The sequence below is a fragment of the Phaeobacter italicus genome, assembly GCF_019801785.1.
Classification (GTDB): Bacteria; Pseudomonadota; Alphaproteobacteria; order Rhodobacterales; family Rhodobacteraceae; genus Phaeobacter; species Phaeobacter italicus.
On record NZ_JAHVIJ010000005.1, the window covers coordinates 119,378 to 144,439 of the forward strand.

A 25,062-nucleotide genomic window follows, 5' to 3' on the forward strand; every position below is an offset into this window, starting at 1 on the left:
TTCGTCAGATCACGAACTGTGCCAGCGTCTCATCCTTGGTGATATCCGTATAGGCAAAGCCCGCCGCGTCCAGGCGGGCATATAGATCCGCGAAATTCTCTGGCCGCTTGGTTTCAATCCCGATCAGCACAGAGCCAAAATTGCGGGCGGATTTTTTCATGTATTCAAAACGGGCGATGTCGTCATCCGGGCCCAGAATCCCCAAGAACTCCTTCAGGGCGCCGGGACGCTGCGGCAGACGCAGCAGAAAGTACTTCTTCAGGCCCATGTAGCGCTGCGCACGTTCCTTGACCTCTGGCAGACGCTCGAAATCGAAATTCCCCCCCGAGGTCAGGCAAACCACCGTCTTGCCGCGGATCCAGGACCGCACATCCTTGAGCGCTTCGATCGCCAGCGCCCCCGCAGGTTCCAGAACAACGCCTTCAACGTTGAGCATTTCCAGCATGGTGGTGCAGATGCGATCCTCATCAATCGACAAAACATCCGGCAAAGGGACATCCTTGAGGATCTCAAAGGGTTGCGCGCCAATCCGGCCCACCGCAGCCCCATCCACAAAGGTATCGACATGATCAAGCGCAACTGGCGCACCCGAAGCCAGGGCTGCCCGCAGGCAGGCCCCTCCGGAGGGCTCCGCAAACAGGCAGTGGACCCGATCACCAAACCAGCGCTTCACACCAGACGACATACCGCCGCCACCAACAGGCAGGATCACGTGATCCGGCGCATGACCCAACTGGGCTTCGATTTCCACCGCGATAGAAGATTGCCCCTCGATCACGTCTGCATCGTCAAAGGGCGACAGGAAATGACCGCCCTCTTCTGCGCTCCATTGCTGCGCCGCGGCCAGCGTGTCGTCAAAATAGTCTCCGACCAAATGGATCTCGACGCTATCGCCGCCAAACATGCGGGTCTTTTGAATCTTCTGCTGGGGGGTTGTCACCGGCATGAAAATCACGCCCCGCTTGCCCAGCTCCCGGCACATATAGGCCATGCCCTGCGCATGATTCCCGGCCGACGCACAGACGAAGAGATCCTGATCCGGCTGTTTGCGCATCGCGTTGAACGCACCTCGGATCTTATAGGAGCGCACAGGGCTCAGATCCTCGCGTTTCAGATAAATCTCCGCACCGAACCGGTCTGACAGCAACGCATTTCGTTGCAGCGGTGTTGTGGGAAACACATCGCGCATGGCCTGTTCTGCAGCGCGGGCCTGGGTCGTAAAATCACTCATATCACTTGAGTGACCCAACCCCGCCCCCAAGGCAAGGGGGCAGGGTCAAAGCATACTGAAGAATACCGCCGATCAGATCGGCCGTTTCTCGACGTAGTAGCCGTAAAGGGTCGTCAAAACGCTGATGCTCAGAACCCCTTGGAACAGACCAAACACAATCTGAAAAACAGCGGCCAACGCGACAAGATCACCCATGAGATACAGGATCAACTCCGCGATCAGCTGCAGGCCGATGAGACAGGAGCTGAGGATAAACAGGGTGCCAAACGCACCCTCGGTTTTCTGCAGGGATTGGCTCAAGCCCAGTCGCTGCCCCAATGCCGCCGCAGGCAAAATCAAAATAAGCCGATACATGAACACAAGCACAACAAGCGCAAGGCCCAGGACCAACGCCACGCCAAACAACTCCATCCCGCTTATCAAAGGTACAGAAACAAGCCCCAGAACCCCGAAAACGGCAATGCCCACCAGCATCAATTTAAGCAAGCCAAGCAGATAGGCTCCGATGCGGCGCATGTGAACGGCCGGGATCCAGCCCTTGGGGTACTCCTCCAGCAGAACGTACCGGTGCCACGAAACCGTCCCCCAACACGTCAGCGCCATTGCGACACCCCCGATCGCAGCGATACGCCACATCAGAGGCGCGATACCCGACGCCACGTCCAAGGTGCCGTTGAACAGATAGCGAACCATCAGATAAACGATCGCAGCGGTTAATATCGTCGGTAATAGAAAGATCCGCAGCAACTGTGGAATGTTGTGAAGAACCATGTTCACAGAGTGGATAAATAGCTTCCAGCCGATCACTGTCATCTTGCTCCAAATACTACGTCAGTCAATCATCGCGACCATAATGTCAAAGTCCCGGTTCCGATATGGGGAAAACCTTGCCCTTCCGGTAAAAACCGGATAGGCCGCTGGCGTTCTGATCAAGAGGAAATCCCATGTCCGCGCCCAAGAAAGTTGTGCTGGCCTACTCCGGCGGCCTTGATACATCGATCATCCTGAAATGGCTGCAGACCGAATACGGCTGCGAGGTTGTCACCTTTACGGCCGATCTCGGCCAGGGCGAGGAACTGGACCCGGCCCGCAAAAAGGCAGAGATGCTCGGGATCAAACCCGAAAACATCTACATCGAAGACGTCCGCGAAGAATTTGTGCGCGATTTCGTATTCCCGATGTTCCGTGGCAACGCTCTTTATGAGGGCGAGTATCTGCTCGGCACCTCCATTGCGCGCCCGCTGATCTCCAAACGTCTGGTGGAAATCGCCGCTGAAACCGGTGCTGACGCTGTTGCACACGGTGCCACCGGCAAAGGCAACGACCAGGTGCGTTTCGAACTGGCCGCTTATGCGCTGAACCCCGACATCAAGGTCATCGCGCCCTGGCGCGAATGGGATCTCTCCAGCCGGACCAAGCTGATCGAGTTTGCTGAACAACATCAGATTCCGATCGCCAAGGACAAGCGCGGCGAAGCACCCTTCTCGGTTGATGCGAACCTCCTGCACACCTCGTCCGAAGGCAAGGTTCTGGAAGATCCCGCAGAACAGGCACCGGATTACGTCTACCAGCGCACGGTCAACCCCGAGGACGCACCGGACACCCCCGAAATCATCACCGTTGGCTTTGAAAAAGGCGACGCCGTATCGATCAACGGCGAGGCAATGAGCCCTGCAACCATTCTGACGGCTCTGAACGAATACGGTCGCAAGCATGGCATCGGCCGTCTTGATTTCGTGGAAAATCGCTTTGTCGGCATGAAGTCCCGCGGCATCTACGAAACGCCCGGTGGCACCATCCTTCTGCAGGCGCACCGTGGCATTGAACAGATCACTCTGGACAGTGGCGCAGGTCACCTGAAGGATTCGATCATGCCGCGCTATGCAGAGCTGATCTACAACGGTTTCTGGTACAGCCCGGAACGTGAGATGCTGCAGGCACTGATCGACAAGAGCCAAGAGCATGTAACCGGCACCGTCACCCTGAAGCTCTACAAGGGCTCTGTCTTTGTGGTGGCGCGCGATTCCGAACATTCGCTCTACTCCGAGGCACATGTGACATTCGAAGAAGATGCAGGCGCCTATAACCAGGAAGACGCCGCTGGCTTCATCCAGCTGAACGCGCTGCGCTTGAAGCTTCTGGCTGCTCGTGACCGTCGCCTGAAAAAATGAGCGACTACGACGATATCGACAGCGACTTCGAAGATGATTTCGCAGAAGAGCTCGAGATGTTCGTCGAGGCTCAGGACACCGTCTGGGCGGATGTTCTGAGTGAACTGAAAAACGGTAAAAAGACGAGCCACTGGATGTGGTTCGTCTTTCCCCAACTGGCCGAACTCGGCCAATCGCATATGGCGCAGCTCTACGGTATTGAAGACCTGGCCGAAGCCAAAGCCTACCTTGAACACGAACTATTGCGCACCCGTCTGGTTGAGGTAACCGACCTGATGCTGTCTCACGCAGACAAAGGGGCCGATGCCATCCTTGGCACCACGGACGCAAAAAAACTGCGCTCTTCCATGACGTTGTTTGCAGCCGTCCCTGACGCCCCAAGGCAATTCTCGACAATTCTTGCAACCTTCTATGATGGCAAGCCCTGTCCACTGACACTCAAAGCCCTGGCCTGATCAGCTGCGCCCCCCTCTGCGCAGTCCCTCCGATCCGCTCTGGTGCCAGTAACGGCGCGTTTTTGGCAGCCTCCCCTTGGGTCACCCTTGCCCGACAGTCTCCGCCTGCCTAACCCTCGGCGTCATGCAGATGGCACATCCGGGGGAGGACACATGCCACTTCAATCATTGGCCAATGGCATTCAGGACGGGCTCCAAGGCAAGAGCTTTGACGGCAGCCTGAAATTCGACTGTGGCAACGACGGCGTGATCGTCCTTGCCGATGGCACGGCCAGCACCACGGATCGCGACACCGATTGCACCATTCGCATCAGCACCGATAACCTGAAAAAACTGCTGACCGGAAAACTCAACCCCATGACAGGTGTCATGATGGGCAAGTTGAAAATCTCTGGCGACATGGGTGTCGCCATGAAACTGGGCAAGCTGATCGGCTGACCTGCCCGTCATCTTTCTCCAAATACTCCGGGGGTGAACGCCGCAGGCGTGAGGGGGCAGCGCCCCCTGCCTCTCAGATCTTGACGGCTTTCAGGCGCTCGTAAAACGGCAGGGCGTCTTCCAGCACCGACTGAAGATGCCCCGGCACCTCCGGCAGCGGCCCCTCAGGTCCAGCGAACCCGGTTGATTGCCAGACCGCGCCATACCAATGCGCGGCCCAAACACCGTCATCCTTGTGCCCCCCCTGCGGCCAGCTGAGCATTTTTGGCGAAAAGGGCACGCCAATCGCATCACACAACTGTTCCAGTTTCCCAGCCGGATCCTCGCGAATGTCATGGCTGTCGATCACAACGGGCTTCTGCCCCCAGCTTGCCACCAGATCAAACAGCTCTGCCTGCTGACGAAATCCGATATCCTCTAACGTCGGATTCTCCCGTTTCGCGCCGTAGGATGCGATAACACGGGCGGGATGGCGGATCAGAAAGACATTCGTCACCTCTCGCATCCAGTCCCGCGGCACACCATCAATCATGTGCTGCGTCATGTGCTTTTGATAGTAAAACGGCTTTGCTGCGGGAACCGGGCCCAATAGGGCTGCGGCGACTTTTTCCGGGTCCTGGGGCTGGCTGTCCAGCACCTCGGCCCGCATGGGATGGTCCAGTCCCGTCATCGCCAGATAAGCCGCATAATACGGCTCATCCACAACCGCGCAGTCGCCCCGGTTGCCAAAGGCGTACATCATCGCCGTCGAGAGGTTGCGCGGCCCTGACCACATGGCAATTCGCATCAGGCACACTCCTGCGCGATCAGATCCTTGTACAACCCTCGGATCCGCTCTGTCATCGGGCCCATCTGACCATCACCGATCTGGCGGCCGTCAATTTCTCCCACGGGCGTCTGCGCCCCAAACGTGCCCGTCAGAAACGCCTCGTCAGCGCCATATGTATCGACAAGGGAATAGTTCCGTTCAAACACCGGGATATCGTTGGCACGACACAGATCGATCACCTTTTGCCGGGTGATCCCGTTCATGCAGTAATCACCGGTCGAGGTCCAAACTTCCCCTTTGCGGACGATGAAGAAGTTACAGGCGTTGGTCGTATTCACAAACCCATTCACATCCAGCATCAGACCTTCATCAGCACCGGCTTTCTCAGCGGCGATACAGGCAAGAATGCAGTTCAGTTTGGAGTGTGAGTTCAGCTTGGGATCCTGCGTCATCGGCAGGCCCCGCAGATGCGGCACCGTCGCAAGACGGATCGGCCGCGGCAGGTTCGGGCGGGAATGTTCCATGATAATGGTGAACGTCGGCCCCTGCTGCGACAGCGAAGGATGTTGGAAGGGCCGCGTTTTCACACCCCGCGTCACCATCAGTCGAGCATGGGCATCTGTGGTCATGTTGTTTGCGGCCTGCGTGTCCAGGATCGCCTGCATTACCTCGTCCCGGCTCTTGCCAATATCCAGATCAATCGCCTTGGCCGCTTCAAACAGCCGATCCAGATGCTCTCCCACAAACGCCCAGGTTCCATTGTAGAGCCTCAGGCCCTCCCAGACTCCATCGCCAAGCATGAAACCGCTGTCATAGACACTGACTTTCGCTTCTGCCTTGGGGACGATTTCGCCGTTCAGATAGATCAGGATATCTTCGTTCCGCTGATCTTCCTGCGCCTGATGCGTGCTCATTTTTTCGCTCATGGGGTCCTCCTGTGGCGGCACGCTAGAAGGATTGGATCCAATTTCCAAGCGGTAACTTCCCCTCACCCATCCTCACCTATCCGTGACAAACGATGACACCGCATTGAGACTCGCGTCCCTTGGGGTCAGGGTAGCGTTGAATGGAGGACAAGATGCGTTCCAAAGATACCGTGAAACCGATTTTCCTGACCCTTTTCATGCTGCTCGCAGCCGCACTCAAGGGGCATGAGGCCCACGCACAGACCACAGAAACCCTGACTGTCGCTGGCGGGTGTTTCTGGTGTGTAGAAAGCGACTTCGAAGGCGTTGATGGCGTGCGCTCTGTTATTTCCGGCTACACTGGCGGCACAACCGAGTCCCCGACCTATAAACAGGTGACTGGCGGTGGCACCGGCCATTATGAGGCGGTCCAGATCCATTTTGATCCCACACAGGTCACCCGCGCACACCTGATGAACCTCTTTCTGCGATCCGTTGACCCAACAGACCCTGGTGGTCAGTTCTGTGACCGTGGCGACAGCTACCGTACCGCCATATTCGTCTCTAACAAGGGCGAAAAGTCTCTGGCCGAAGCTGCAAAGGCTCAGGCGCAAGCGGATCTTGGGCAGCCCATCGTGACCCCAATTCTGAACGCAGGCCGGTTTTATCCGGCAGAGGCCTATCACCAGGACTACTACAAGGGTACAAAACTGGTTTTCACCCGCTTTGGTCCGAAACGCCAGTCAGAGGCCTACAAACGCTATCGCGCAGCCTGCGGACGTGATGCGCGCGTTGCGCAGCTTTGGGGCGATGCCGCACCTTTTGCCAAGGGGCACTAAGAGTGCCCGGAACAGAAACAGAAAGGGCGCGGTAAACCCGCGCCCTTTTTGGTGTGTTCATGCTGGGTTTTGGCTCTGCGTCAGAACGTTGCGTCCTGGACCTCTTTCAGATCAGGGATTACATCTGCGGTCCCCTTGCGCGTTACCATCAGCGCCGCTGCACGGTTTGCCTGGGCCAACGCTTGCGCCATCGGCAACCCCCGATCCAACGAGGCAAGCACATAGCCCGTAAAAGTATCGCCTGCGCCGGTTGTATCCACTGGCGTCACCTTATGGGCCGCAACCTCCTGCATCGTGCCCGCCTTTGTGTCGTAGTGGCGCGCACCCTTTGACCCAAGGGTCACGATGACATCTGCCACGCCCAGCGCATCAGCTGTCTTGCCTGTCGCCTGCTGAAGCTGCTCTGCCTCGACCTCATTGAGAAACAGATAATCGAGATAGGGCAAAACCGCCTGCACCGCTTCAGCATCAAATGGCGCCGCTGCATAGGCGACCTTCAGCCCCAAGTCCCGTCCCATCCGGGCCGCCTCGGCCTGCATGTTTGTTTCGTTCTGCATAACCAGAATGTCCCCGGCACTGGCACTGGACAAGGCGGCGCCGACCTGATCCTCGGTGATCTGACGGTTCGCGCCGGGAAACAGGATGATCTGGTTTTCACCGCTGGGATCAACAGCGATGATCGCGTGACCGGTCGGCACATCAAGCCGCGCGATATGGCGTGTATCCACGCCATATTCCAACATCCGCGTGACTGCCCAGGCCCCTTCGGGACCAATCGCCCCAAGGTGGCAGACATGACTGCCTGCGCGGGCGGCTGCGACCGACATATTCGCACCCTTCCCGCCCAGAAACTGCTCCAACCCATCCGCAGCGAGGGTTTCCCCCGGCTGCGGCATATGCGGCAGTGCATAGATCATGTCGGCATTGATAGAGCCCAGATTCCAGATTGCCATCAGTTCACCCGATATTGCAGGCGGCCAGAACCGCCATGTTCAGAATGTCATTTGCGGTCGACGTGGTAGAGCAGATCTGGATCGGCTTATCGACCCCTGACAAGATCGGGCCAACTACGGTCGCACCGCCCATTTCCTGCATCAGCTTGACCGAAATCGACGCTGAGTGGCGGGCTGGAACAATCAAAATATTGGCCGGACCGGTCAGGCGCTGGAACGGATATGCTTCCTGCGCCTTGGCATTCAATGCCACATCCACCGTCATCTCGCCTTCATATTCGAAATCAACGCCGCGCTGATCAAGCACGGTGGGCGCGATATGCATCTTTTCGGCCCGTTCAGATACCGGATACCCAAAGGTCGAGAAGCTGACAAAAGCCACGCGAGGCTCAAGCCCCATGTGGCGGGCAACACCGGCGGCATGTTCAGCAATATTGGCCAGATCATTCTCATCCGGCCATTCGTGAACCAGCGTATCCCCGATCAACACGATACGGCCATTGTGCAGCAGCGCTGTCACGCCTGCAGATCCGTTATCGGCGTCGGCGTCAAAGACGTGGTTGATCCGATCCAAAACATGCGCCGACTTGCGGGTTGCACCAGTGACCAGACCATCCCCATGACCATGCGCCAGCATCAAGGCAGAGAACACGTGCCTGTCACGACCGACCAGGCGGTGAATGTCCTTTCGGTCAAACCCTTTGCGGTTCAGCCGGTTATAGAGAAAGTCCTTGTAGGTCTCGAAATGCTGGGTATTCGCAGCATTGACGATCTCCAGCTCGCGCACGGCATCCCCCATGCCGGCGGCATCCAGTTTGCTGCGCACATCATCCGGACGCCCCACAACCAGCGCCTTACCAAAACCAGAGCGCTGATACATCACCGCCGCGCGCAGAACACGAGGATCATCTCCTTCGGCAAAAATCATCCGCGACTGCGCTGCCCGAGCACGGGCATTCAGGCCCCGCAGAACCGACTGCGTCGGATCCATCCGTCCCCGCAGACCATGTTCATAGGCATCCATATCGATGATTGGACGACGCGCAACGCCAGTGTCCATTCCCGCCTTGGCAACGGCCGGCGGGATGCGATGGATCAGACGTGGGTCAAACGGGGTCGGGATGATGTAGTCCCGCCCAAAGGACAGGGATTTGCCATAGGCAAGCGCCACCTCATCCGGAACATCCTCACGCGCAAGACGCGCCAGCGCATGGGCACAGGCAATCTTCATCTCGTCGTTGATGGCGCGGGCATGGATATCCAGTGCCCCCCGGAACAAATAGGGAAAGCCCAGAACGTTGTTGACCTGGTTCGGATAATCCGACCGGCCGGTGGCCACGATGGCGTCAACGCGCACTTCATGCGCTTCTTCCGGGGTGATCTCCGGATCGGGGTTGGCCATGGCAAAGATCACCGGATTGTCGGCCATGGATTTCACCATGTCCTGCGTAACCGCCCCTTTGACCGAAACGCCAAGGAACACATCGGCATCCTTCATCGCCTCTTCCAGCGTGCGCAGCTCAGTCTTGACAGCATGGGCTGATTTCCACTGGTTCATACCCTCGGTACGGCCCTGGAAAATCACCCCTTTGGTGTCACAGACGATGCAATTCTCATGCCGGGCGCCCATCGCTTTCAGCAATTCAATGCAGGCAATGCCGGCGGCCCCCGCACCATTGAGAACGATCTTCACATCCTCAATCTTCTTGCCGGAAATATGCAGCGCGTTGATCAAACCCGCCGCACAGATCACAGCAGTGCCGTGCTGGTCGTCATGGAAGACAGGAATATCCATCTCTTCCTTGAGACGCTGTTCAATGATGAAACATTCAGGCGCCTTGATATCCTCAAGATTGATGCCGCCAAACGTCGGACCCATCAAGCGCACGGCTTTGATGAACTCATCCGGATCCTCGGTATCCAGCTCAACATCGATGGAATTCACATCGGCAAACCGCTTGAACAGGACAGATTTGCCCTCCATCACCGGTTTGGAGCCCAGCGCCCCCAAATTGCCAAGACCCAGAACAGCTGTCCCGTTGGAGATCACCGCAACCAGGTTGCCCTTGTTGGTGTAATCATAGGCTGTTTCGGGGTTTTCCGCGATCGCTTCGCAGGGGACGGCAACACCCGGGGAATAGGCAAGCGACAGATCGCGCTGCGTGGTCATGGGGACCGTCGCATTGATCTCCCATTTGCCGGGTGTTGGCTCCAGGTGGAAGGCAAGCGCCTCTTCGTTGGTAATCTTGGCTTTGGGCATCGGGGGTGGTGTCCTCTCTCTCTCCCAAGCGTCATAGCCCAGCGCGCGATCCTTCTCAACGAAGTTGCGTTTTCACCTTTCGTCGCAGTCGCCTGATTTGTAAGGTCGCGCCAATCAAATCCCCCACAAACGGAGCCGAACTTTGTCCACAGTCACGCCCATGATGGCCCAATACCTCGACATCAAGGCGCAGTACCCGGATGCTCTCCTGTTTTATCGCATGGGCGATTTCTACGAGATGTTCTTTGAGGACGCCGTAAACGCTGCCGAAGCACTGGACATCGCGCTGACCAAACGGGGCAAGCACGATGGCAATGACATCCCGATGTGTGGCGTGCCCGTTCATTCCGCCGAAGGCTATCTGCTGACCCTGATCCGAAAAGGATTTCGCGTCGCAGTTGGCGAGCAGCTGGAAAGCCCGGCTGAAGCCAAGAAACGTGGATCCAAATCGGTTGTGAAACGCGATGTGGTGCGGCTGGTCACCCCCGGCACCATCACCGAGGATTCCCTGCTGGAGGCCCGGCGGCACAACTTTCTCACGGCCTATTGCGAACTGCGCGATGAGGCGGCGATTGCCTGGGCAGATATTTCAACCGGTGCGTTCCACGTGATGCCTATCGCCCGCGTCCGTGTCTCACCCGAACTCGCCCGCCTCGCCCCGTCAGAGCTCTTGGTGCCGGACGGCCCTTGTCTCGACCAGCTGCGCCCAATCGCAGACGATCACCAGATCCCGCTCACACCACTGGCGAAATCCAGCTTTGACAGCACCGCAGCCGAGAAACGGGTCTGCGAGCTGTTCAAAGTGTCGACCCTCGAAGCGTTTGGCACCTTCAGCCGTGCTGAAATTTCCGCCATGGGTGCCGTGATCGACTATCTTGAGATCACCCAGAAAGGCAAACTGCCACTGCTCCAGCCCCCAGTACAGGAAGCCGAAGACCGCGTGGTGCAGATCGATGCAGCCACCCGTCGCAATCTGGAACTGACCAGATCCCTTAGCGGAGGTCGGACCGGCTCGCTGTTGTCGGTTGTGGATCGGACGGTCACGCCGGCCGGCGCGCGGCTTTTGGAGCAACGTCTCTCCAGCCCTTCCCGAAATCTGGATGTCATCCAGACCCGGCTGGCAGCGCTCGACTTTGCAGTAGAGCAGACCCAGCTCTCCTCTGATCTGCGCGCGGCGCTTCGCAAAACACCTGATCTTGATCGCGCGTTGTCGCGCCTCGCCCTGGAACGCGGTGGACCCCGCGATCTTGCAGCCGTGCGCAACACATTGATCCAGGCCGAGGCGATCTCTGACCTCTGCTCGGGTCAGAACATGCCGCCCCTTTTGCACGAGGCACTGACCGCGCTGACCGGTTTCGACGCGCTCCTGCCGCTGCTTGATGCAGCCCTGATCGCAGAGCCACCACTCTTGGCCCGCGATGGCGGTTTCATCGCAGAAGGCTACGACAGCGAGTTGGACGAGGCCCGCACCCTGCGCGACGAAGGCCGATCCGTGATTGCAGCACTGCAAAAGAAATACTCTGATCACACCGGCATCACCTCTTTGAAGATCAAGCACAACAACGTGCTGGGCTACTTCATCGAAACCACCGCCACACATGCTGAAAAAATGCTCTCTGCTCCTCTGTCAGAGACATATATCCACCGTCAGACCACGGCGAACCAGGTGCGTTTCACCACCGTAGAGCTGAGCGAGATCGAAACCCGGATCCTCAATGCTGGCAATCTCGCGCTTGAGATTGAAAAAAGGCTCTACACAAGGCTTTCAGACGCTATTCTGGCCGAAGCGGGGGCTCTGAACGGGGCGGCGCGCGGATTGGCAGAACTGGATCTCGTTACGGCATTGGCTGATCTCGCCCGCGGTGAAAACTGGCAACGCCCGACTGTCGACAATTCCCGTGCCTTTGACATCACCGGTGGCCGCCATCCAGTCGTGGAACAGGCGCTGCGCCAGCAGGGCGGCAACGCATTCGTGGCAAATGATTGTGGCCTGACCGCCAATGACGGTGCGGCCGCCGTCTGGCTGCTGACCGGTCCCAACATGGCTGGTAAATCGACCTTTCTGCGCCAGAACGCCCTGATCGCGCTTTTGGCTCAGATGGGCAGCTACGTTCCCGCCGACAAGGCCCATATCGGACTCATCAGCCAGCTGTTCAGCCGCGTTGGCGCCTCTGATGACCTTGCCCGCGGACGGTCGACCTTCATGGTCGAAATGGTGGAAACCGCTGCAATTCTCAATCAGGCAGATGATCGGGCCTTGGTTATTCTCGACGAGATCGGCCGTGGTACGGCCACCTACGACGGTCTGTCCATCGCTTGGGCAACGCTCGAACACCTGCACGAAGTCAACCGCGCGCGGGCCTTGTTTGCGACCCACTACCACGAACTGACCCAGCTCGCCGGCAAACTCGCCGGCGTGGAAAACGCCACCGTATCCGTCAAGGAATGGGAGGGCGAGGTGATCTTCCTCCACGAGGTCAAGAAGGGCGCCGCAGATCGGTCCTACGGGGTGCAGGTCGCCCAGCTCGCCGGCCTCCCCGCCAGCGTCGTCGCCAGAGCGCGCGATGTGCTCGACATGCTGGAAGAAGGAAGCCGCAGCGGCGGTGGAAAAATCCAGATCGACGATTTGCCATTGTTTGCTGCCGCACCTGCGCCACAGCCTCGTCCGGCGGCAGGCCCCTCTCCCGTGGAAGAGCTGTTGTCGGAAATCCACCCGGATGACCTGTCCCCGCGCGAAGCCCTGGAAGCCCTATACCGGCTCAAGGAAGCGATCGACTAATCCACGTTTGACACGAAAAAGCGGCCCCCCAATGATTTCGGGAGGCCGCCTGTCATCTTTCCATAAATACTCGCGCCGCAGGCATGGGCCATCAGGCCCATCTGCTACATCGATCAGCTTGCCGGGGTCGAGGACACGCCGACCTGCGCCGGGCGCAGCAAACGGTCGTGCAGCATGAACCCTTCGGCCGAAACCTGAATGATGTCGCCGGCTTTGGTGCCTGGCACCGGGGCTTCGAACATGGCCTCGTGAACCTGAGGGTCGAATTTGTCACCAACTTCCGGTGCGATCACCTGCATGCCGTGCTTTTCGAACACACCCAACAGGGCGCGCATGGTCAGCTCGACACCTTCGATCAGCGCGGCAGAAACTTCGCGCTGTTCATCGGTGGCGGCCTCAACCGCGCGTTTCATGTTGTCATAGACCGGCAGCATGTCGCGTGCCAATTTGGAGCCACCGTATTGCTCTGCTTCACGGCGGGCCTTGTCGCCACGCTTGCGGGCATTTTCCGCATCGGCAAGCGCGCGCATGAAACGGTCTTTCAGCTCATCGCGCTCGGCACGCAGGCTGTCCAGCTCCAGCGCGACATCGTCGAATTCTTCAGTCTGCGCAGAGAGCTCTTCTGCTTCGGCTTCTGTGATGTCGTCCAAAAAATCGTCGTTCTTGGGCTCTGCCATATTTCACCTCTAACTCCGGTCGGAAAGCAGCTTCCCGACCAGTTGCGCCGTATAGTCCACAATCGGCACGATCCGGCCGTAATTCAGGCGGGTCGGGCCAATCACGCCCACCGCACCAATGATCTTTCGATCCGCGTTCATATAGGGAGAGACCACCAAAGAGGAACCCGAAAGTGAAAAAAGTTTGTTCTCTGAGCCGATAAAAATGCGCACACCTTCGCCATCTTCGGTCAGCTGAAGAAACTCTTCGATATCCCGCTTGCGTTCCAGATCGTCAAACAGGTTCCGGATGCGGTCCAACTCTTCTGCGGCGCCTGCTTCGGCAAGCAGATTCGCCCGTCCCCGCACAATCAGACGCGCAGCATCTGTTCCCTCATCCTCCCAAGCGGCAAGACCACTCTCGATCATTTCACGGGCAAGACCGTCGATCTGCTGCTGGCGCGCCTTGATTTCTTCCTGAATGACGCCGCGCACATCACTAAGGGTGCGCCCCTCGATCAGCGCGTTCAGAAAGTTCGCTGCCTCACGCATAGAGCTGGGTGTCTGACCTGGTGGCGGCTTGAACAGCCGGTTTTCCACATGGCCGTCGGAAAACACCAGGACGACCAGCGCCCGATCATGGCCCAGGGTGACGAACTCGATATGCCGGATCTCAGCCTCGTGTTTCGGGGTCAGAACGAGGGAGGCGCCCTGTGTCACGCCGGACAAGGCGGCGCCAACACGATCCAACATGCTGCCAACACCGGACGTGTTTCCGCCCATCGTCTCGTCTATTTTCTGGCGGTCCTGCACGTTAAGATCGCCGACCTCCAGCAAGCCGTCCACGAACATCCGCAGCCCCATCTGCGTTGGCACGCGCCCGGCGCTGGTATGAGGACTGTTCAGCAGGCCAAGATACTCCAGATCCTGCATCACATTGCGCACGGTTGCTGCGCTCACCTTCTCGTTCAGGGAACGTGTCAGCGTACGGCTGCCAACCGGGTCGCCATTTTCCAGATAGGACTCAACAACCGCGCGAAACACATCCCGCGAGCGGTCATTCAGGTCCTTGAGGATATCGGTCGTGTTGCTCATCGGCCTATATTTGTGGTCATCCGTCAGGTTCTGCAAGGGATCACGTCCCGCCCCGTTCCCCGTCATTAAAGAGCGCAGGACCAAAAGGTCAATCTTGCTTGCATCGCCATCCCTGCGGACGCTATCCCGATGGGTAAGCAAACAAAGGATGACCAATGCGACCCTCTGGACGAGATCTGAACCAAATGCGCGCCGTTTCCATCGAAACAGGCTTCACCAAACACGCCGAGGGATCCTGTCTGATCAAGATGGGTGACACCCACGTTCTGTGTACCGCCACCATCGAAGATCGTGTCCCCCCCTTTATCAAGGGCACCGGGCTTGGCTGGGTCACCGCAGAATACGGCATGCTGCCGCGCGCAACCAACACCCGAATGCGCCGCGAGGCCGCGATGGGCAAACAAGGTGGGCGCACCGTGGAAATTCAGCGCCTGATCGGCCGTGCGCTGCGTGCGGGTGTTGACCGTGTCGCCCTTGGTGAACGTCAGATCAGCATCGACTGTGATGTTCTTCAGGCCGACGGTGGCACCCGTTGTGCATCGATCACTGGTGGTTGGGTTGCGCTGCGCCTCGCGGTGAACAAGTTGATGAAAGCCGGCGACGTGACCATCGATCCGCTGGTTGATCCGGTTGCCGCTGTCTCTTGCGGAATTTATGCCGGCCAGCCAGTTCTTGATCTCGACTATCCTGAAGACTCCGAAGCGGGGGTTGATGGAAACTTCATCATGACGGGATCGGGCAAACTGATCGAAGTCCAGATGTCTGCAGAAGGCTCTGTCTTCAGCCGCGATCAGATGAACGAACTGATGGATCTGGCAACCAAAGGAACCGCCGAGCTGGCCGAAATCCAGAAGGCCGCGTGCGCATGACCCGCAAGTTTGAGGGAGATCGGCTGCTGGTCGCGACCCACAACAAGGGCAAACTGGAGGAGATGACTCATCTCCTCCAACCCTTTGGAGTGACGGTTGTTGGTGCGGGTGAAATGAACCTGCCCGAGCCAGAAGAAACCGAAGATACCTTTGTCGGCAACGCACGTATCAAGGCCCACGCAGCGGCAAAGGCAACCGGACTGCCGGCGCTGTCGGATGACTCTGGCATCACCATAGATGCCCTGGATGGCGCCCCCGGCGTCTATACTGCTGACTGGGCAGAAACGGGCAATGGTCGGGATTTCATGATGGCCATGACTCGCGCCCATACCGAGCTTGAAGCCAAGAACGCACCCTACCCGCGCCGCGCACAATTTCGCTGTACGCTCGTCCTTGCGTGGCCCGATGGCCATGACGAAGTGTTCGAAGGCGTGATGCCTGGACAGCTTGTTTGGCCCATTCGTGGAAAAGATGGGTTTGGCTACGATCCGATGTTCCAGCCCGACGGTCATGAACAGACCTGCGCGGAAATGGATCGCTGGGAAAAGAACAAGATCAGCCACCGTGGTCAGGCAGTGGCAAAATTCGTCGAGGCCTGTTTCGGTGGATGATTGGCGCAACGGGGGATTTGGGCTTTATGTGCACTGGCCGTTTTGTCAGGCCAAATGCCCCTATTGCGATTTCAATAGCCACGTCACAGCCCGGATAGACCAGTCAAAATGGGCCGAAGCTTACCGCCGGGAACTGCTCCGTGCCGCACCCCAGCTGTCTGGCCGGGTGCTGAACACGATTTTCTTTGGCGGTGGCACCCCTTCCCTCATGCATCCCGACACAGTTGCGACTGTCATCGACACTGCACGGGAAATATGGCCTTTTTCCAATGACATAGAGATATCACTTGAAGCAAATCCGACCTCTGTCGAGGCTGGTCGCTTTGTGGGTTATCGGGATGCCGGCGTAAACCGGATCTCTATGGGTGTTCAGGCCTTGAACGATGATGATCTGCGCCGACTGGGCCGAATGCACAGTGTCTCAGAGGCGCGCGCAGCCTTTGATGTGGCTCGAAACTGCTTTGATAGGGTCAGTTTTGACCTGATTTACGCCCGCCAGGGTCAGACGATCGAGACCTGGAAAGCTGAGCTAAATGATGCCCTTTCGATGGCGATCGATCATCTGTCCCTGTATCAACTGACAATCGAAGCTGGCACCGCCTTTGGAGATCGCTACGAACGCGGCACCCTGCGAGATCTGCCAAGCGACGACAATGCAGCAGACATGTATCTGGCGACGCAAGAGATCTGCGAAGCACATGGCCTCCCCGCTTATGAAGTTTCCAACCATGCACGTCCCGGCGCGGAATCTCGCCACAACCTGATCTACTGGCGATATGGTGATTACTTCGGGGTTGGCCCCGGCGCTCACGGCCGTCTGACCTTGGGCGGAAACCGCTACGCGACCGAAACCTACCTCCAACCTGGCGCCTGGATGGAGGCTGTCACCTCGGGGAGTGGCGAGGCACAGCGCACCCTGCTGTCAAAGGACGATGCCAGCGCCGAATTCCTCATGATGGGGATGCGACTGGTTGAAGGACTGGATATGGGTCGTTACCGCAATATATCGGGGAAAGACCTACCTGCAGACCGAATTGCGCATCTGGTGGACATCGGTATGGTCGAAACACGCGGGGACCGATTGATTGCAACAGATGATGGTCGGGCCGTTCTGAACGCGATCCTGCGCGAGTTGTTGGTGGAGTAGCCTCATGCGATACCTTTATGCCAGCCTCGGCCTGCTATGCGTTGGTCTAGCATTGCTTGGTATCGCTCTCCCGCTCTTACCAACTGTCCCTTTCCTTCTGCTGGCCAGCTTCTTTTTTGCAAAATCATCCGAGCGGATGCATAACTGGCTGATCAGCCACGCTATATTTGGCCCCATGATCCTGGATTGGCGCGAACACGGCGCCATTCGACCAGCCGCAAAAAAGGCGGCAACTGCATCAGTCGCCGCCGTATTCATGATTTCGGTTCTATTCGGAGCCCCCAGCCACGTGCTGGTTATCCAGCTTGTGGTTCTTGGGGGTGTCATGGTTTTTATCTGGACCCGGCCTAACGGCTAAGACGCCCGCAAAGATCGTCCAGTTCATCCAAAGTCGAATAGCTGATCGTGACTGTGCCGCTTTCCCCGCCAGCGCGGTGGTCAATCGACACCTTCATCCGCAAAGCAGCAGAGAGGTCTCCCTCCAGCGCCCTGGTGTCGGCGTCCTTTTCTGCCGGCTTTTTGGCAGACCGCGCCTGCGCCGTCTGAAGGCCCGCGGCGTCCTTCTTCACCAGCGCCTCGGTCGCACGCACAGACAGCCCGCCCTTGACGATCTTTTTCGCAAGATCGGACGCATTGTCAGAAGTGATGAGGGCACGTGCGTGGCCGGCTGACAGCTTACGTTCCTGGACCAGTGTCTGAACATCATCCGGAAGATGCAGAAGGCGAACCAAGTTTGCGATGTGACTACGGCTCTTCCCAAGAGCTTCTGCCATCTTTTCTTGGGTGTGGCCAAACTTGTCCATCAGCTGCTTGTAGCTCTGCGCCTCCTCCATCGCGTTCAAGTCAGACCGCTGAATGTTTTCGATGATGGCAACTTCCATCATCTCTACATCAGAATAGTCACGAATAATAACGGGGACTTCGTGCAGTTGCGCGCCCTGAGCGGCACGCCAGCGCCGTTCACCTGCTACGATCTCATACTGCCCACCAGGACGTGGACGGACGATCAGAGGCTGCAACACCCCCTTTTCCCGAATAGAGGCCGTCAGATCGTCCAGGTCTTCCTGCAAGAACTGGCGACGCGGCTGATCCGGGTTCGCGATAACTTTTTCAATTGGCACCAGAACTTCGGTGCTTCGGTTTGCCTGTTTTTCTGTGCTGACAGGTTCCGGGTTCACATCGGCCATTAGAGCTGACAAGCCTCTTCCCAATCCTCGGGGTTTGTTTTTCTTATCGGACATTACTGCGCCTCCAGATGCTGCTGTTAGGCTGCGAGTTTCTGATGTCTCGCAATCAGTTCTTCTGCCAGGGCACGATATGCATTCGCCCCCAGAGAGTTTGTGTCGTAGTTCAACACAGGCAAAGCGTATGAAGGCGCTTCGCTCACCCGCACATTGCGCGGGATCTTGGTTTCGAACACCAGCTCACCCAAGTGGCTGCGGGCGTCCTGCTCAACCTGTTGGGACAGATTATTCCGGCGATCAAACATTGTCAGAACAATCCCCTCAATTCGAAGGTTGGGATTGGCTGTCTGCCGGACTTCGCGGATCGTCAGCATTAGCTGGGACACCCCTTCCAGTGCAAAAAACTCGCTTTGCAGCGGGACCAGAACGGAATGGGACGCGACCATCGCATTCACAGTCAGGAGGTTCAGAGAAGGCGGGCAATCGATCAGGACATAATCCCAGTCGTATTCGTCCATTGCAGGCTGACGCAGCGCATCGTGCAAAAGAAAGCTGCGCTTTTCATTGCTGAAGAGTTCAATATCAGCCGAGCTCAGATCGACGGTTGCCGGAATAATGCACAGGTCTTCAATTTCGGTCTCGCGAATGACATCTTGAAGAGCGACATCGCCAATCAACAGATCATAGGTTGTGTTGGCGCGGTCGTTCGCCTCGATCCCTAAGCCGGTAGAGGCATTCCCCTGCGGGTCCAGATCAACGACAAGTACGCGATATCCCAATTCAACCAGGCCAGCTGCAAGATTGATCGCGGTTGTTGTCTTTCCAACGCCACCTTTTTGGTTGGCAACTGCGACAATGCGAGGCCCAGTTGGCCGAGACAGATCAGACACGCGCTACTCCCTCAATCTTCAGAACAACCGCATCGGGTTCAGTCCAACTTTTAGTGGATTCCAGCTCGAAACGCCATTGGCTCCTTGCGTTATCCACTTCTTTTTTCCACTGAACCCCTTTTGAAAACAGCGCGATACCATCTTTAGAAAGATGTCTTTCCGCAAATTCCAACAGCAGACTAAGATCAGCAAGGGCACGGGCTGATAGAACCCCAGCACCCATCGGCGCAACCTTCTCAATCCGGTCGGAAATCACCCTGCCCTTAACCCCACATTCGCGCAACGCGGTCCGAAGAAACGCACACTTTCGCTGATCGCTTTCAATGAGCGTTACTTGGCAGTCCGGCGCCTTTTCCGCAGCAACAATCGCGACAACGACACCAGGAAAGCCACCTCCGCTGCCGATATCCACCCATGTCTCTGGGAAGGAAACCAGATCGCACACCTGGACAGAATCCACGATGTGGCGTTCCCATACGTCCTCAAGCGTGCTTTTCGCCACCAAATTGATCTTGGGGGACCACTTTTGAACCAGAGATTCGTAGTGCTTCAGGCGGTCGTATGTTTCACGTGAAACATCCACACCCGCGATTTCAACCCGGTCCATTATGCAGTCTTCTCCTGACCCGCTGATGTACGCTTTCGCAAGCGGGCCAGAATCAAGGCCAAAGCCGCGGGGGTCATCCCATCAACCCGGCCTGCCTGAGCAAGCGTTTCAGGTCGAGCACGTTCCAGCTTCCCTTTGAGTTCATTGGAAAGCCCCTCAAAATCATAAGAAAAGTCGCGCGGGATGTGGTGCCCCTCATCGCGCTTCAATGCCTCGATCTCGCGTTTTTGCCGGGTGATATAGTTGGCATAAAGCGCATCGCGTTCCAATTGGCGGCGAATGGGATCTTCGCAGGTCGTCAACTCAGGCAACAGCGGGAGAATGTCGTCAAATCCCACGTTGGGGAAGGCAAGGACATCGGTCGCAGTACGCTTATTTCCATCTTGGTTGACGGCAATACCTGCTGCATTCACTTCCTTGGGTGTGAATGTCCGAGCATCCATAACCACGCGCGCAACGTCGAGTTTCTCCATTTTCTTGGAAAACTCTACCTCGCGTTGCTCCCCGACACATCCAATCTCGATGCCCAGTCCGGTCAGCCTTTGATCGGCATTGTCGGCACGCAGTGATAGTCGGAATTCCGCGCGCGAGGTGAACATGCGATAGGGTTCGGTCACGCCATTGGTCGTGAGGTCATCAATCATAACGCCAATATAGCTCTCAGACCTACTGAAAGTCAGAGCCTCCTCCCCCTTCGCAAAGCGCGCGGCGTTCAAGCCAGCCACCAACCCCTGGGCGGCTGCCTCCTCATATCCTGTTGTCCCATTGATCTGGCCCGCAAGATATAGACCAGTATGGGATTTCAAGGCGAGGTCGAGCCCCAGCGCCCGCGGGTCGACGTAGTCATACTCAATCGCGTAGCCCGGCTGCAGGATCTCGGCCTTTTCCAACCCAAAGATGGAATGGACATAAGCCTCCTGAATTTCAACGGGAAGACTGGTAGAGATACCGTTCGGATAGACCGTGTGGTCATCGGCTCCCTCGGGCTCCAGGAAAATCTGGTGGCTTGTCTTATCCGCAAAACGGACGACCTTATCCTCGATCGAGGGACAGTAGCGTGGACCTACCCCTTCAATATGGCCACCGTACATCGCCGACCGCTCAAGATTTTGGCGGATGATCTCGTGGGTTTTTTCATTCGTATGCGTGATTCCGCAGTCGACCTGGGGTGCGTACAGCTGATTGGTCATAAAGCTGAAGAATGTCGGTTCATCATCACCCGGCTGCGCGTCCAGCTGGTCCCACGCGATTGTGCGCCCATCAAGCCTGGGTGGCGTGCCTGTTTTCAGCCGACCCAAGGGCAGCTCGAAGCTGTCCAATCTCTCCGCGAGGCGGACTGAGGGCTTGTCGCCCATGCGCCCACCGGGCTTGGACACATCGCCGATATGAATAACCCCGCGAAGGAACGTCCCTGAAGTCAGGATAACCGCCTTCGCCGATATCTCGCTATCATCGGCCAGGCGAACACCATGGATGGTAGACCCGGTGATGAGGAAATCGACAACCTCTCCTGCAACAATGTCGAGGTTCTCCTGCGCTTCGGTCTCGGCAAGCATTTCACTGCGATAGATCTTGCGATCAGATTGGGCCCGAGGTCCTTGCACGGCAGGGCCTTTGCGGCGGTTCAAAAGCCGAAACTGAATGCCGGCTTTATCCGCTACTCGACCCATCACACCGTCGAGCGCATCAATTTCCCGGACCAGATGTCCCTTGCCCAATCCACCGATCGCAGGATTGCAGGACATCACGCCAATGCCGTCCTTGGTTAGGGTGACCAGTGCAGTCCGCGCGCCCATTCGGGCGGAGGCATGTGCTGCCTCAGTTCCAGCGTGACCGCCGCCAACAACAATGACGTCGTAGTTCGGATGTTTCACGTGAAACACACTCCTTATTTTCCCAAACAGAAACTCGAGAAGATCTCATCCAGGAGGTTCTCTACCCCCACCCGTCCGACCAACATTTCAAGCGATCTAATGGCGGAACGCATATCTTCTGCTGCTATATCATAGAACTCAGGTCCGCGTTTCAAGATTTCCTGAGCTGACATCAACCGGTCGGAGGCCGCCTTCATCGCATCGCGATGTCGTGCGCGTGTCGCAATTCCAGCTTTCCCAGCTCGATCCTTGAGAATACGCCCGATTTCCCTGACCAGATCGTCCACCCCCTGCCCGGTTTTTCCGGAAATCGCACCCGGTACACCTGAGAGAAGATCAGCCTTTGGCTTCAACACGATATCCTGGTCCCGTATCGGAAGGTCGATATCCTTCCGGTCTTCCGCAAGGAATACACGGAGATCTGCGGTTTCAGCACGCTTTTTGGCCAGTTCAATACCGATACCTTCAACATGGTCATCGGTTTCTCGCAGGCCGGCGGTATCCAGCAAGGTCACTGGCAAACCAGCAAGGTCCATGCGCACTTCGATCACATCGCGAGTGGTGCCAGCATATTCCGACGTAATCGCGGCCTCGCGGCCGGCCAGAGCGTTAAGCAGTGTGGATTTCCCAACGTTGGGCGCGCCAACAATAGCGACCTCAAAACCGCTTCGAATCCGTTCAGCGATCTGAACGCCTGTGATCTGAGGTTGAAGGTCAGAAGCCACGCCGGCCAAGAGCGCCGTGACTTCATCGGTCACATCTACTGGCACTTCTTCATCGGCAAAGTCGATTGTCACTTCAATCAAGGAAGCGGCGCGGATCAGATCAACGCGCCAACGCTCGGCTAGCGCCCCCAACCCGCCGGCAAGGACAGTTTGTGCCTGAATGCGTTGGGCCTCGGTCTCTGCGTCGATGAGGTCAGCGAGGGCTTCGACCTGTGACAGGTCGAGCTTTCCGTTCTCCAATGCCCGGCGCGTGAACTCACCTGGGTCTGCAAGGCGCACCCCGTCAAATTCAGCCAGCAACGCGAGCATTGCACTTACAACAGATGTGCTGCCATGTACTTGAAATTCAACAGTATCTTCACCGGTGAAGCTGTTCGGACCTGCAAAGGTAAGAACAAGGGCTTCGTCAATGCGCTCGCCAGATTGATCCGACAACACGCGCAATGCGCGGCCGACGGTCGGCAGGTCGCCACCGCTGATTTTCGAAGCTGTCGGTAGCGCCTGAGGACCGGACAGCCGAATGACAGAAACGCCGGCCTTCCCTTGGGCGGAGGCCAGCGCAAAAATCGTGTCCATAAGATGACCTTCCTTTCGTGCCGGCCCGTCTGATTTAGGTATTCATGGAGTCGAAGAACTCAGAATTTGTCTTTGTTTGCTTCAACTTAGACAACAGGAACTCGATCGCGTCTGTGGTGCCCATCGGGTTGAGGATACGGCGCAGGACAAATGTCTTGGCCAAATCACCCTTATCGACCAGCAAGTCTTCTTTCCGGGTACCAGACTTGAGGATATCGATGGCCGGGAACACGCGTTTATCGGCAATCTTGCGATCCAGCACGATCTCGGAGTTACCGGTGCCTTTGAATTCCTCAAAGATCACCTCATCCATGCGCGAGCCTGTGTCGATCAGTGCGGTTGCAATGATCGTCAGTGAGCCGCCCTCTTCGATATTCCGGGCCGCACCAAAGAAACGCTTGGGGCGTTGCAGCGCATTGGCGTCAACACCACCGGTCAGAACCTTACCCGAGGATGGGACAACAGTGTTGAAGGCCCTACCAAGTCTTGTGATCGAGTCGAGAAGGATCACAACATCTCGTTTATGTTCAACCAGACGCTTTGCTTTTTCGATCACCATCTCGGACACGGCAACGTGGCGCGTGGCCGGTTCGTCAAAGGTAGAGGACACGACCTCCCCCTTTACCGAACGCTGCATATCGGTCACCTCTTCCGGGCGTTCGTCGATCAGCAGAACAATCAGATAGCACTCTGGGTGGTTCTTTTCGATCGAATTGGCGATGTTCTGAAGGATGACGGTTTTACCAGTCCGCGGCGGCGCCACGATGAGCGAACGCTGACCTTTGCCGATTGGTGCCACCAGGTCGATAACACGGGCGGAACGGTCCTTGATGGTAGGATCTTCGATCTCCATCTTCAGGCGCTCGTCCGGGTAAAGCGGTGTCAGGTTGTCGAATGCAATCTTGTGACGTGCTTTCTCCGGATCCTCAAAGTTGATCTTGGTCACGTTTGTCAGGGCAAAGTAACGCTCTGTCTCCAGCGGCGCCTTGATCTGCCCCTCAACCGTGTCACCGGTCCGCAGCGAATACTGGCGGATCATTTCGGGAGAGACATAAATATCGTCCGGACCCGGCAGATAGTTTGCTTCGGGCGAGCGCAGAAAGCCAAAACCGTCCTGCAGCACCTCAAGCACACCGTCGCCACCAATGTCCCAGCCTTCATCTGCGCGTTCACGCAGGATCTGGAACATCATTTCGCCTTTGCGCATGGTCGAGGCGTTTTCGATTTCCAGCTCTTCGGCCATAGCCAGGAGCGCCTTTGGGCTCTTCGCCTTCAGGTCAGACAGGTTCAGGGATTGTTCGGTCATAAATATACGGCCTTTTTCCTTCCCGCAGGATGGGGGAAGAGCTGTGACATATAATAAGGAAGATACGGAATCCCGGACGGGCCCGTTTGAGTCGATATGTAGTCGCTCACTTCTTCTGAGTCAAATCCGCACTCAGAACTTGAAGATGACCGAAATAACGATGACCACCATCAGCAACGTCGGGACTTCGTTCATCATCCGATAGCGTCGACCGGTTCGTGTATTCTCACCCGCTGCAAACTCTCTGTGACGGGCGAGAAGCCAGTGTTGGAACCAGGTCATGCCAAGGACGCTCAGACCCTTGCTCCAGGGCCACAGAGAGCTCCAGTCGACGATACCAGGGGTCAGAACCATAATCCCCCCTGCCAGCCAGCTTACGATCATCGCTGGGCGCATGATGATGCGCAGCAGCTTCTCCTCCATCATGACAAAGATGGGGAGACTGTCAGGAACCTTCTGCGCCTGTTCCACGTGATAGACAAAGAGACGTGGCAGATAGAACAGACCTGCCATCCAACTGATCACCGCCATTATGTGCAGTGATTTGGCATATGGGTAAATTTCAAAGAGCAGGTCAGTCAGATCCATGGCTTTGCCTCTCGGTTCCCTCTCTCCCCTTAAAATAAAAGAATTTTAAAAGGATGATGTTTTAGTAGAGCACCTGTTTTTCCGTGGATAAGTGACTCTTCCACTGGCTTATCCTCACTGTGGGAAACTTTCCA

Annotated in this window: 24 protein-coding genes; 9 read left to right on the plus strand and 15 right to left on the minus strand. The window is 57.1% G+C overall.

Features of this window, described 5'->3' with window-relative positions; translation table 11 throughout:
- Window positions 1-4: 4 nt before the first annotated feature.
- The gene (ilvA, locus tag KUV39_RS13215; protein ID WP_222459986.1) at window positions 5-1,231 is read right to left on the minus strand and encodes a threonine ammonia-lyase IlvA; all 1,227 of its coding nucleotides are present in this window, start codon (window positions 1,229-1,231) and stop codon (window positions 5-7) included.
- 72 nt (window positions 1,232-1,303) lie between these two features.
- Window positions 1,304-2,044 (minus strand): hypothetical protein, encoded by a 741-nt coding sequence (locus KUV39_RS13220; RefSeq protein WP_244998366.1) that lies wholly within the window; start codon window positions 2,042-2,044, stop codon window positions 1,304-1,306.
- A gap of 131 nt (window positions 2,045-2,175) precedes the next feature.
- On the opposite strand from KUV39_RS13220, the gene KUV39_RS13225 reads away from it, so the two are divergent.
- The 3 genes from KUV39_RS13225 to KUV39_RS13235 all read left to right on the plus strand — a co-directional run bounded on the left by KUV39_RS13225 (window position 2,176) and on the right by KUV39_RS13235 (window position 4,295).
- Window positions 2,176-3,402: an argininosuccinate synthase gene (locus tag KUV39_RS13225; protein ID WP_008559277.1), complete on the plus strand. Its 1,227-nt coding sequence runs from the start codon at window positions 2,176-2,178 to the stop codon at window positions 3,400-3,402.
- On the plus strand, window positions 3,399-3,857 hold the full coding sequence (locus KUV39_RS13230; RefSeq protein WP_222459987.1) for a DUF1810 domain-containing protein: 459 nt from the start codon (window positions 3,399-3,401) through the stop codon (window positions 3,855-3,857). Before KUV39_RS13225 ends, KUV39_RS13230 begins: the two co-directional genes overlap by 4 nt.
- 153 nt (window positions 3,858-4,010) lie before the next feature.
- A complete protein-coding gene (locus KUV39_RS13235; protein WP_008560213.1) occupies window positions 4,011-4,295 on the plus strand; it encodes an SCP2 sterol-binding domain-containing protein in 285 nt (94 codons plus the stop codon).
- 73 nt (window positions 4,296-4,368) lie between these two features.
- On the opposite strand, the gene KUV39_RS13240 is transcribed toward KUV39_RS13235, so the two are convergent.
- Both KUV39_RS13240 and KUV39_RS13245 read right to left on the minus strand, forming a co-directional pair.
- Window positions 4,369-5,082: a sulfotransferase-like domain-containing protein gene (locus tag KUV39_RS13240; RefSeq protein WP_222459988.1), complete on the minus strand. Its 714-nt coding sequence runs from the start codon at window positions 5,080-5,082 to the stop codon at window positions 4,369-4,371.
- Window positions 5,082-5,990, minus strand: coding sequence for a D-amino acid aminotransferase (locus KUV39_RS13245; RefSeq protein ID WP_050674297.1), 909 nt, complete (start codon window positions 5,988-5,990; stop codon window positions 5,082-5,084). Before KUV39_RS13245 ends, KUV39_RS13240 begins: the two co-directional genes overlap by 1 nt.
- 152 nt (window positions 5,991-6,142) lie before the next feature.
- On the opposite strand from KUV39_RS13245, the gene msrA reads away from it, so the two are divergent.
- Window positions 6,143-6,808 carry a peptide-methionine (S)-S-oxide reductase MsrA gene (msrA, locus tag KUV39_RS13250; RefSeq protein WP_222459989.1) on the plus strand — a complete coding sequence of 222 codons (666 nt, stop codon included), beginning with the start codon at window positions 6,143-6,145 and terminating at the stop codon, window positions 6,806-6,808.
- 80 nt (window positions 6,809-6,888) lie between these two features.
- On the opposite strand, the gene KUV39_RS13255 is transcribed toward msrA, so the two are convergent.
- Window positions 6,889-7,761, minus strand: a complete 873-nt coding sequence (locus KUV39_RS13255; RefSeq protein WP_008562110.1) for a ribokinase — start codon at window positions 7,759-7,761, stop codon at window positions 6,889-6,891.
- Window positions 7,762-7,765: 4 nt separating this feature from the next.
- Window positions 7,766-10,021, minus strand: coding sequence for an NADP-dependent malic enzyme (locus tag KUV39_RS13260; RefSeq protein WP_222459990.1), 2,256 nt, complete (start codon window positions 10,019-10,021; stop codon window positions 7,766-7,768).
- A 160-nt stretch (window positions 10,022-10,181) separates the two neighbouring features.
- Here KUV39_RS13260 and mutS point away from each other — a divergent pair, with 160 nt between their 5' ends.
- Entirely contained in the window at window positions 10,182-12,800 is a 2,619-nt protein-coding gene (mutS, locus tag KUV39_RS13265; protein ID WP_222460134.1) for a DNA mismatch repair protein MutS, read from the plus strand.
- 113 nt (window positions 12,801-12,913) lie between these two features.
- Here the strand turns inward: mutS and KUV39_RS13270 are convergent, their stop codons facing one another.
- Together KUV39_RS13270 and hrcA are read right to left on the minus strand one after the other, a co-directional pair.
- The gene (locus KUV39_RS13270; RefSeq protein WP_008559732.1) at window positions 12,914-13,477 is read right to left on the minus strand and encodes a nucleotide exchange factor GrpE; all 564 of its coding nucleotides are present in this window, start codon (window positions 13,475-13,477) and stop codon (window positions 12,914-12,916) included.
- A gap of 9 nt (window positions 13,478-13,486) precedes the next feature.
- Window positions 13,487-14,551 carry a heat-inducible transcriptional repressor HrcA gene (gene hrcA / locus KUV39_RS13275; RefSeq protein ID WP_037303021.1) on the minus strand — a complete coding sequence of 355 codons (1,065 nt, stop codon included), beginning with the start codon at window positions 14,549-14,551 and terminating at the stop codon, window positions 13,487-13,489.
- Between the two features lie 155 nt (window positions 14,552-14,706).
- On the opposite strand from hrcA, the gene rph reads away from it, so the two are divergent.
- From rph to KUV39_RS13295, 4 genes are read left to right on the plus strand one after another with little or no spacing between them, the layout of a single operon-like run.
- The gene (gene rph, locus KUV39_RS13280) at window positions 14,707-15,420 is read left to right on the plus strand and encodes a ribonuclease PH (RefSeq protein WP_037302622.1); all 714 of its coding nucleotides are present in this window, start codon (window positions 14,707-14,709) and stop codon (window positions 15,418-15,420) included.
- Complete coding sequence (gene rdgB, locus KUV39_RS13285; RefSeq protein ID WP_008560596.1) at window positions 15,417-16,031, plus strand: RdgB/HAM1 family non-canonical purine NTP pyrophosphatase; 615 nt, start codon at window positions 15,417-15,419, stop codon at window positions 16,029-16,031. Before rph ends, rdgB begins: the two co-directional genes overlap by 4 nt.
- Window positions 16,024-17,178, plus strand: a complete 1,155-nt coding sequence (gene hemW / locus KUV39_RS13290) for a radical SAM family heme chaperone HemW (RefSeq protein ID WP_222459991.1) — start codon at window positions 16,024-16,026, stop codon at window positions 17,176-17,178. The genes rdgB and hemW overlap by 8 nt, the downstream gene beginning before the upstream one ends.
- Before the next feature lie 4 nt (window positions 17,179-17,182).
- The gene (locus KUV39_RS13295) at window positions 17,183-17,536 is read left to right on the plus strand and encodes a YbaN family protein (RefSeq protein WP_008560067.1); all 354 of its coding nucleotides are present in this window, start codon (window positions 17,183-17,185) and stop codon (window positions 17,534-17,536) included.
- On the opposite strand, the gene KUV39_RS13300 is transcribed toward KUV39_RS13295, so the two are convergent.
- From KUV39_RS13300 to KUV39_RS13330, 7 genes are all read right to left on the minus strand, one after another.
- Window positions 17,526-18,419, minus strand: a complete 894-nt coding sequence (locus KUV39_RS13300) for a ParB/RepB/Spo0J family partition protein (RefSeq protein ID WP_037302621.1) — start codon at window positions 18,417-18,419, stop codon at window positions 17,526-17,528. The genes KUV39_RS13295 and KUV39_RS13300 overlap by 11 nt on opposite strands.
- A 23-nt stretch (window positions 18,420-18,442) precedes the next feature.
- A complete protein-coding gene (locus tag KUV39_RS13305; RefSeq protein WP_222459992.1) occupies window positions 18,443-19,252 on the minus strand; it encodes a ParA family protein in 810 nt (269 codons plus the stop codon).
- The gene (gene rsmG / locus KUV39_RS13310) at window positions 19,245-19,859 is read right to left on the minus strand and encodes a 16S rRNA (guanine(527)-N(7))-methyltransferase RsmG (protein ID WP_222459993.1); all 615 of its coding nucleotides are present in this window, start codon (window positions 19,857-19,859) and stop codon (window positions 19,245-19,247) included. The genes KUV39_RS13305 and rsmG overlap by 8 nt, the downstream gene beginning before the upstream one ends.
- The gene (gene mnmG / locus KUV39_RS13315; RefSeq protein ID WP_222459994.1) at window positions 19,859-21,733 is read right to left on the minus strand and encodes a tRNA uridine-5-carboxymethylaminomethyl(34) synthesis enzyme MnmG; all 1,875 of its coding nucleotides are present in this window, start codon (window positions 21,731-21,733) and stop codon (window positions 19,859-19,861) included. The genes rsmG and mnmG overlap by 1 nt, the downstream gene beginning before the upstream one ends.
- A 14-nt stretch (window positions 21,734-21,747) precedes the next feature.
- On the minus strand, window positions 21,748-23,034 hold the full coding sequence (mnmE, locus tag KUV39_RS13320; RefSeq protein ID WP_222459995.1) for a tRNA uridine-5-carboxymethylaminomethyl(34) synthesis GTPase MnmE: 1,287 nt from the start codon (window positions 23,032-23,034) through the stop codon (window positions 21,748-21,750).
- A gap of 34 nt (window positions 23,035-23,068) precedes the next feature.
- Window positions 23,069-24,340: a transcription termination factor Rho gene (rho, locus tag KUV39_RS13325; protein ID WP_008562590.1), complete on the minus strand. Its 1,272-nt coding sequence runs from the start codon at window positions 24,338-24,340 to the stop codon at window positions 23,069-23,071.
- Window positions 24,341-24,472: 132 nt separating this feature from the next.
- Window positions 24,473-24,928 carry a CopD family protein gene (locus tag KUV39_RS13330; protein WP_008560739.1) on the minus strand — a complete coding sequence of 152 codons (456 nt, stop codon included), beginning with the start codon at window positions 24,926-24,928 and terminating at the stop codon, window positions 24,473-24,475.
- Window positions 24,929-25,062 lie beyond the last annotated feature (134 nt).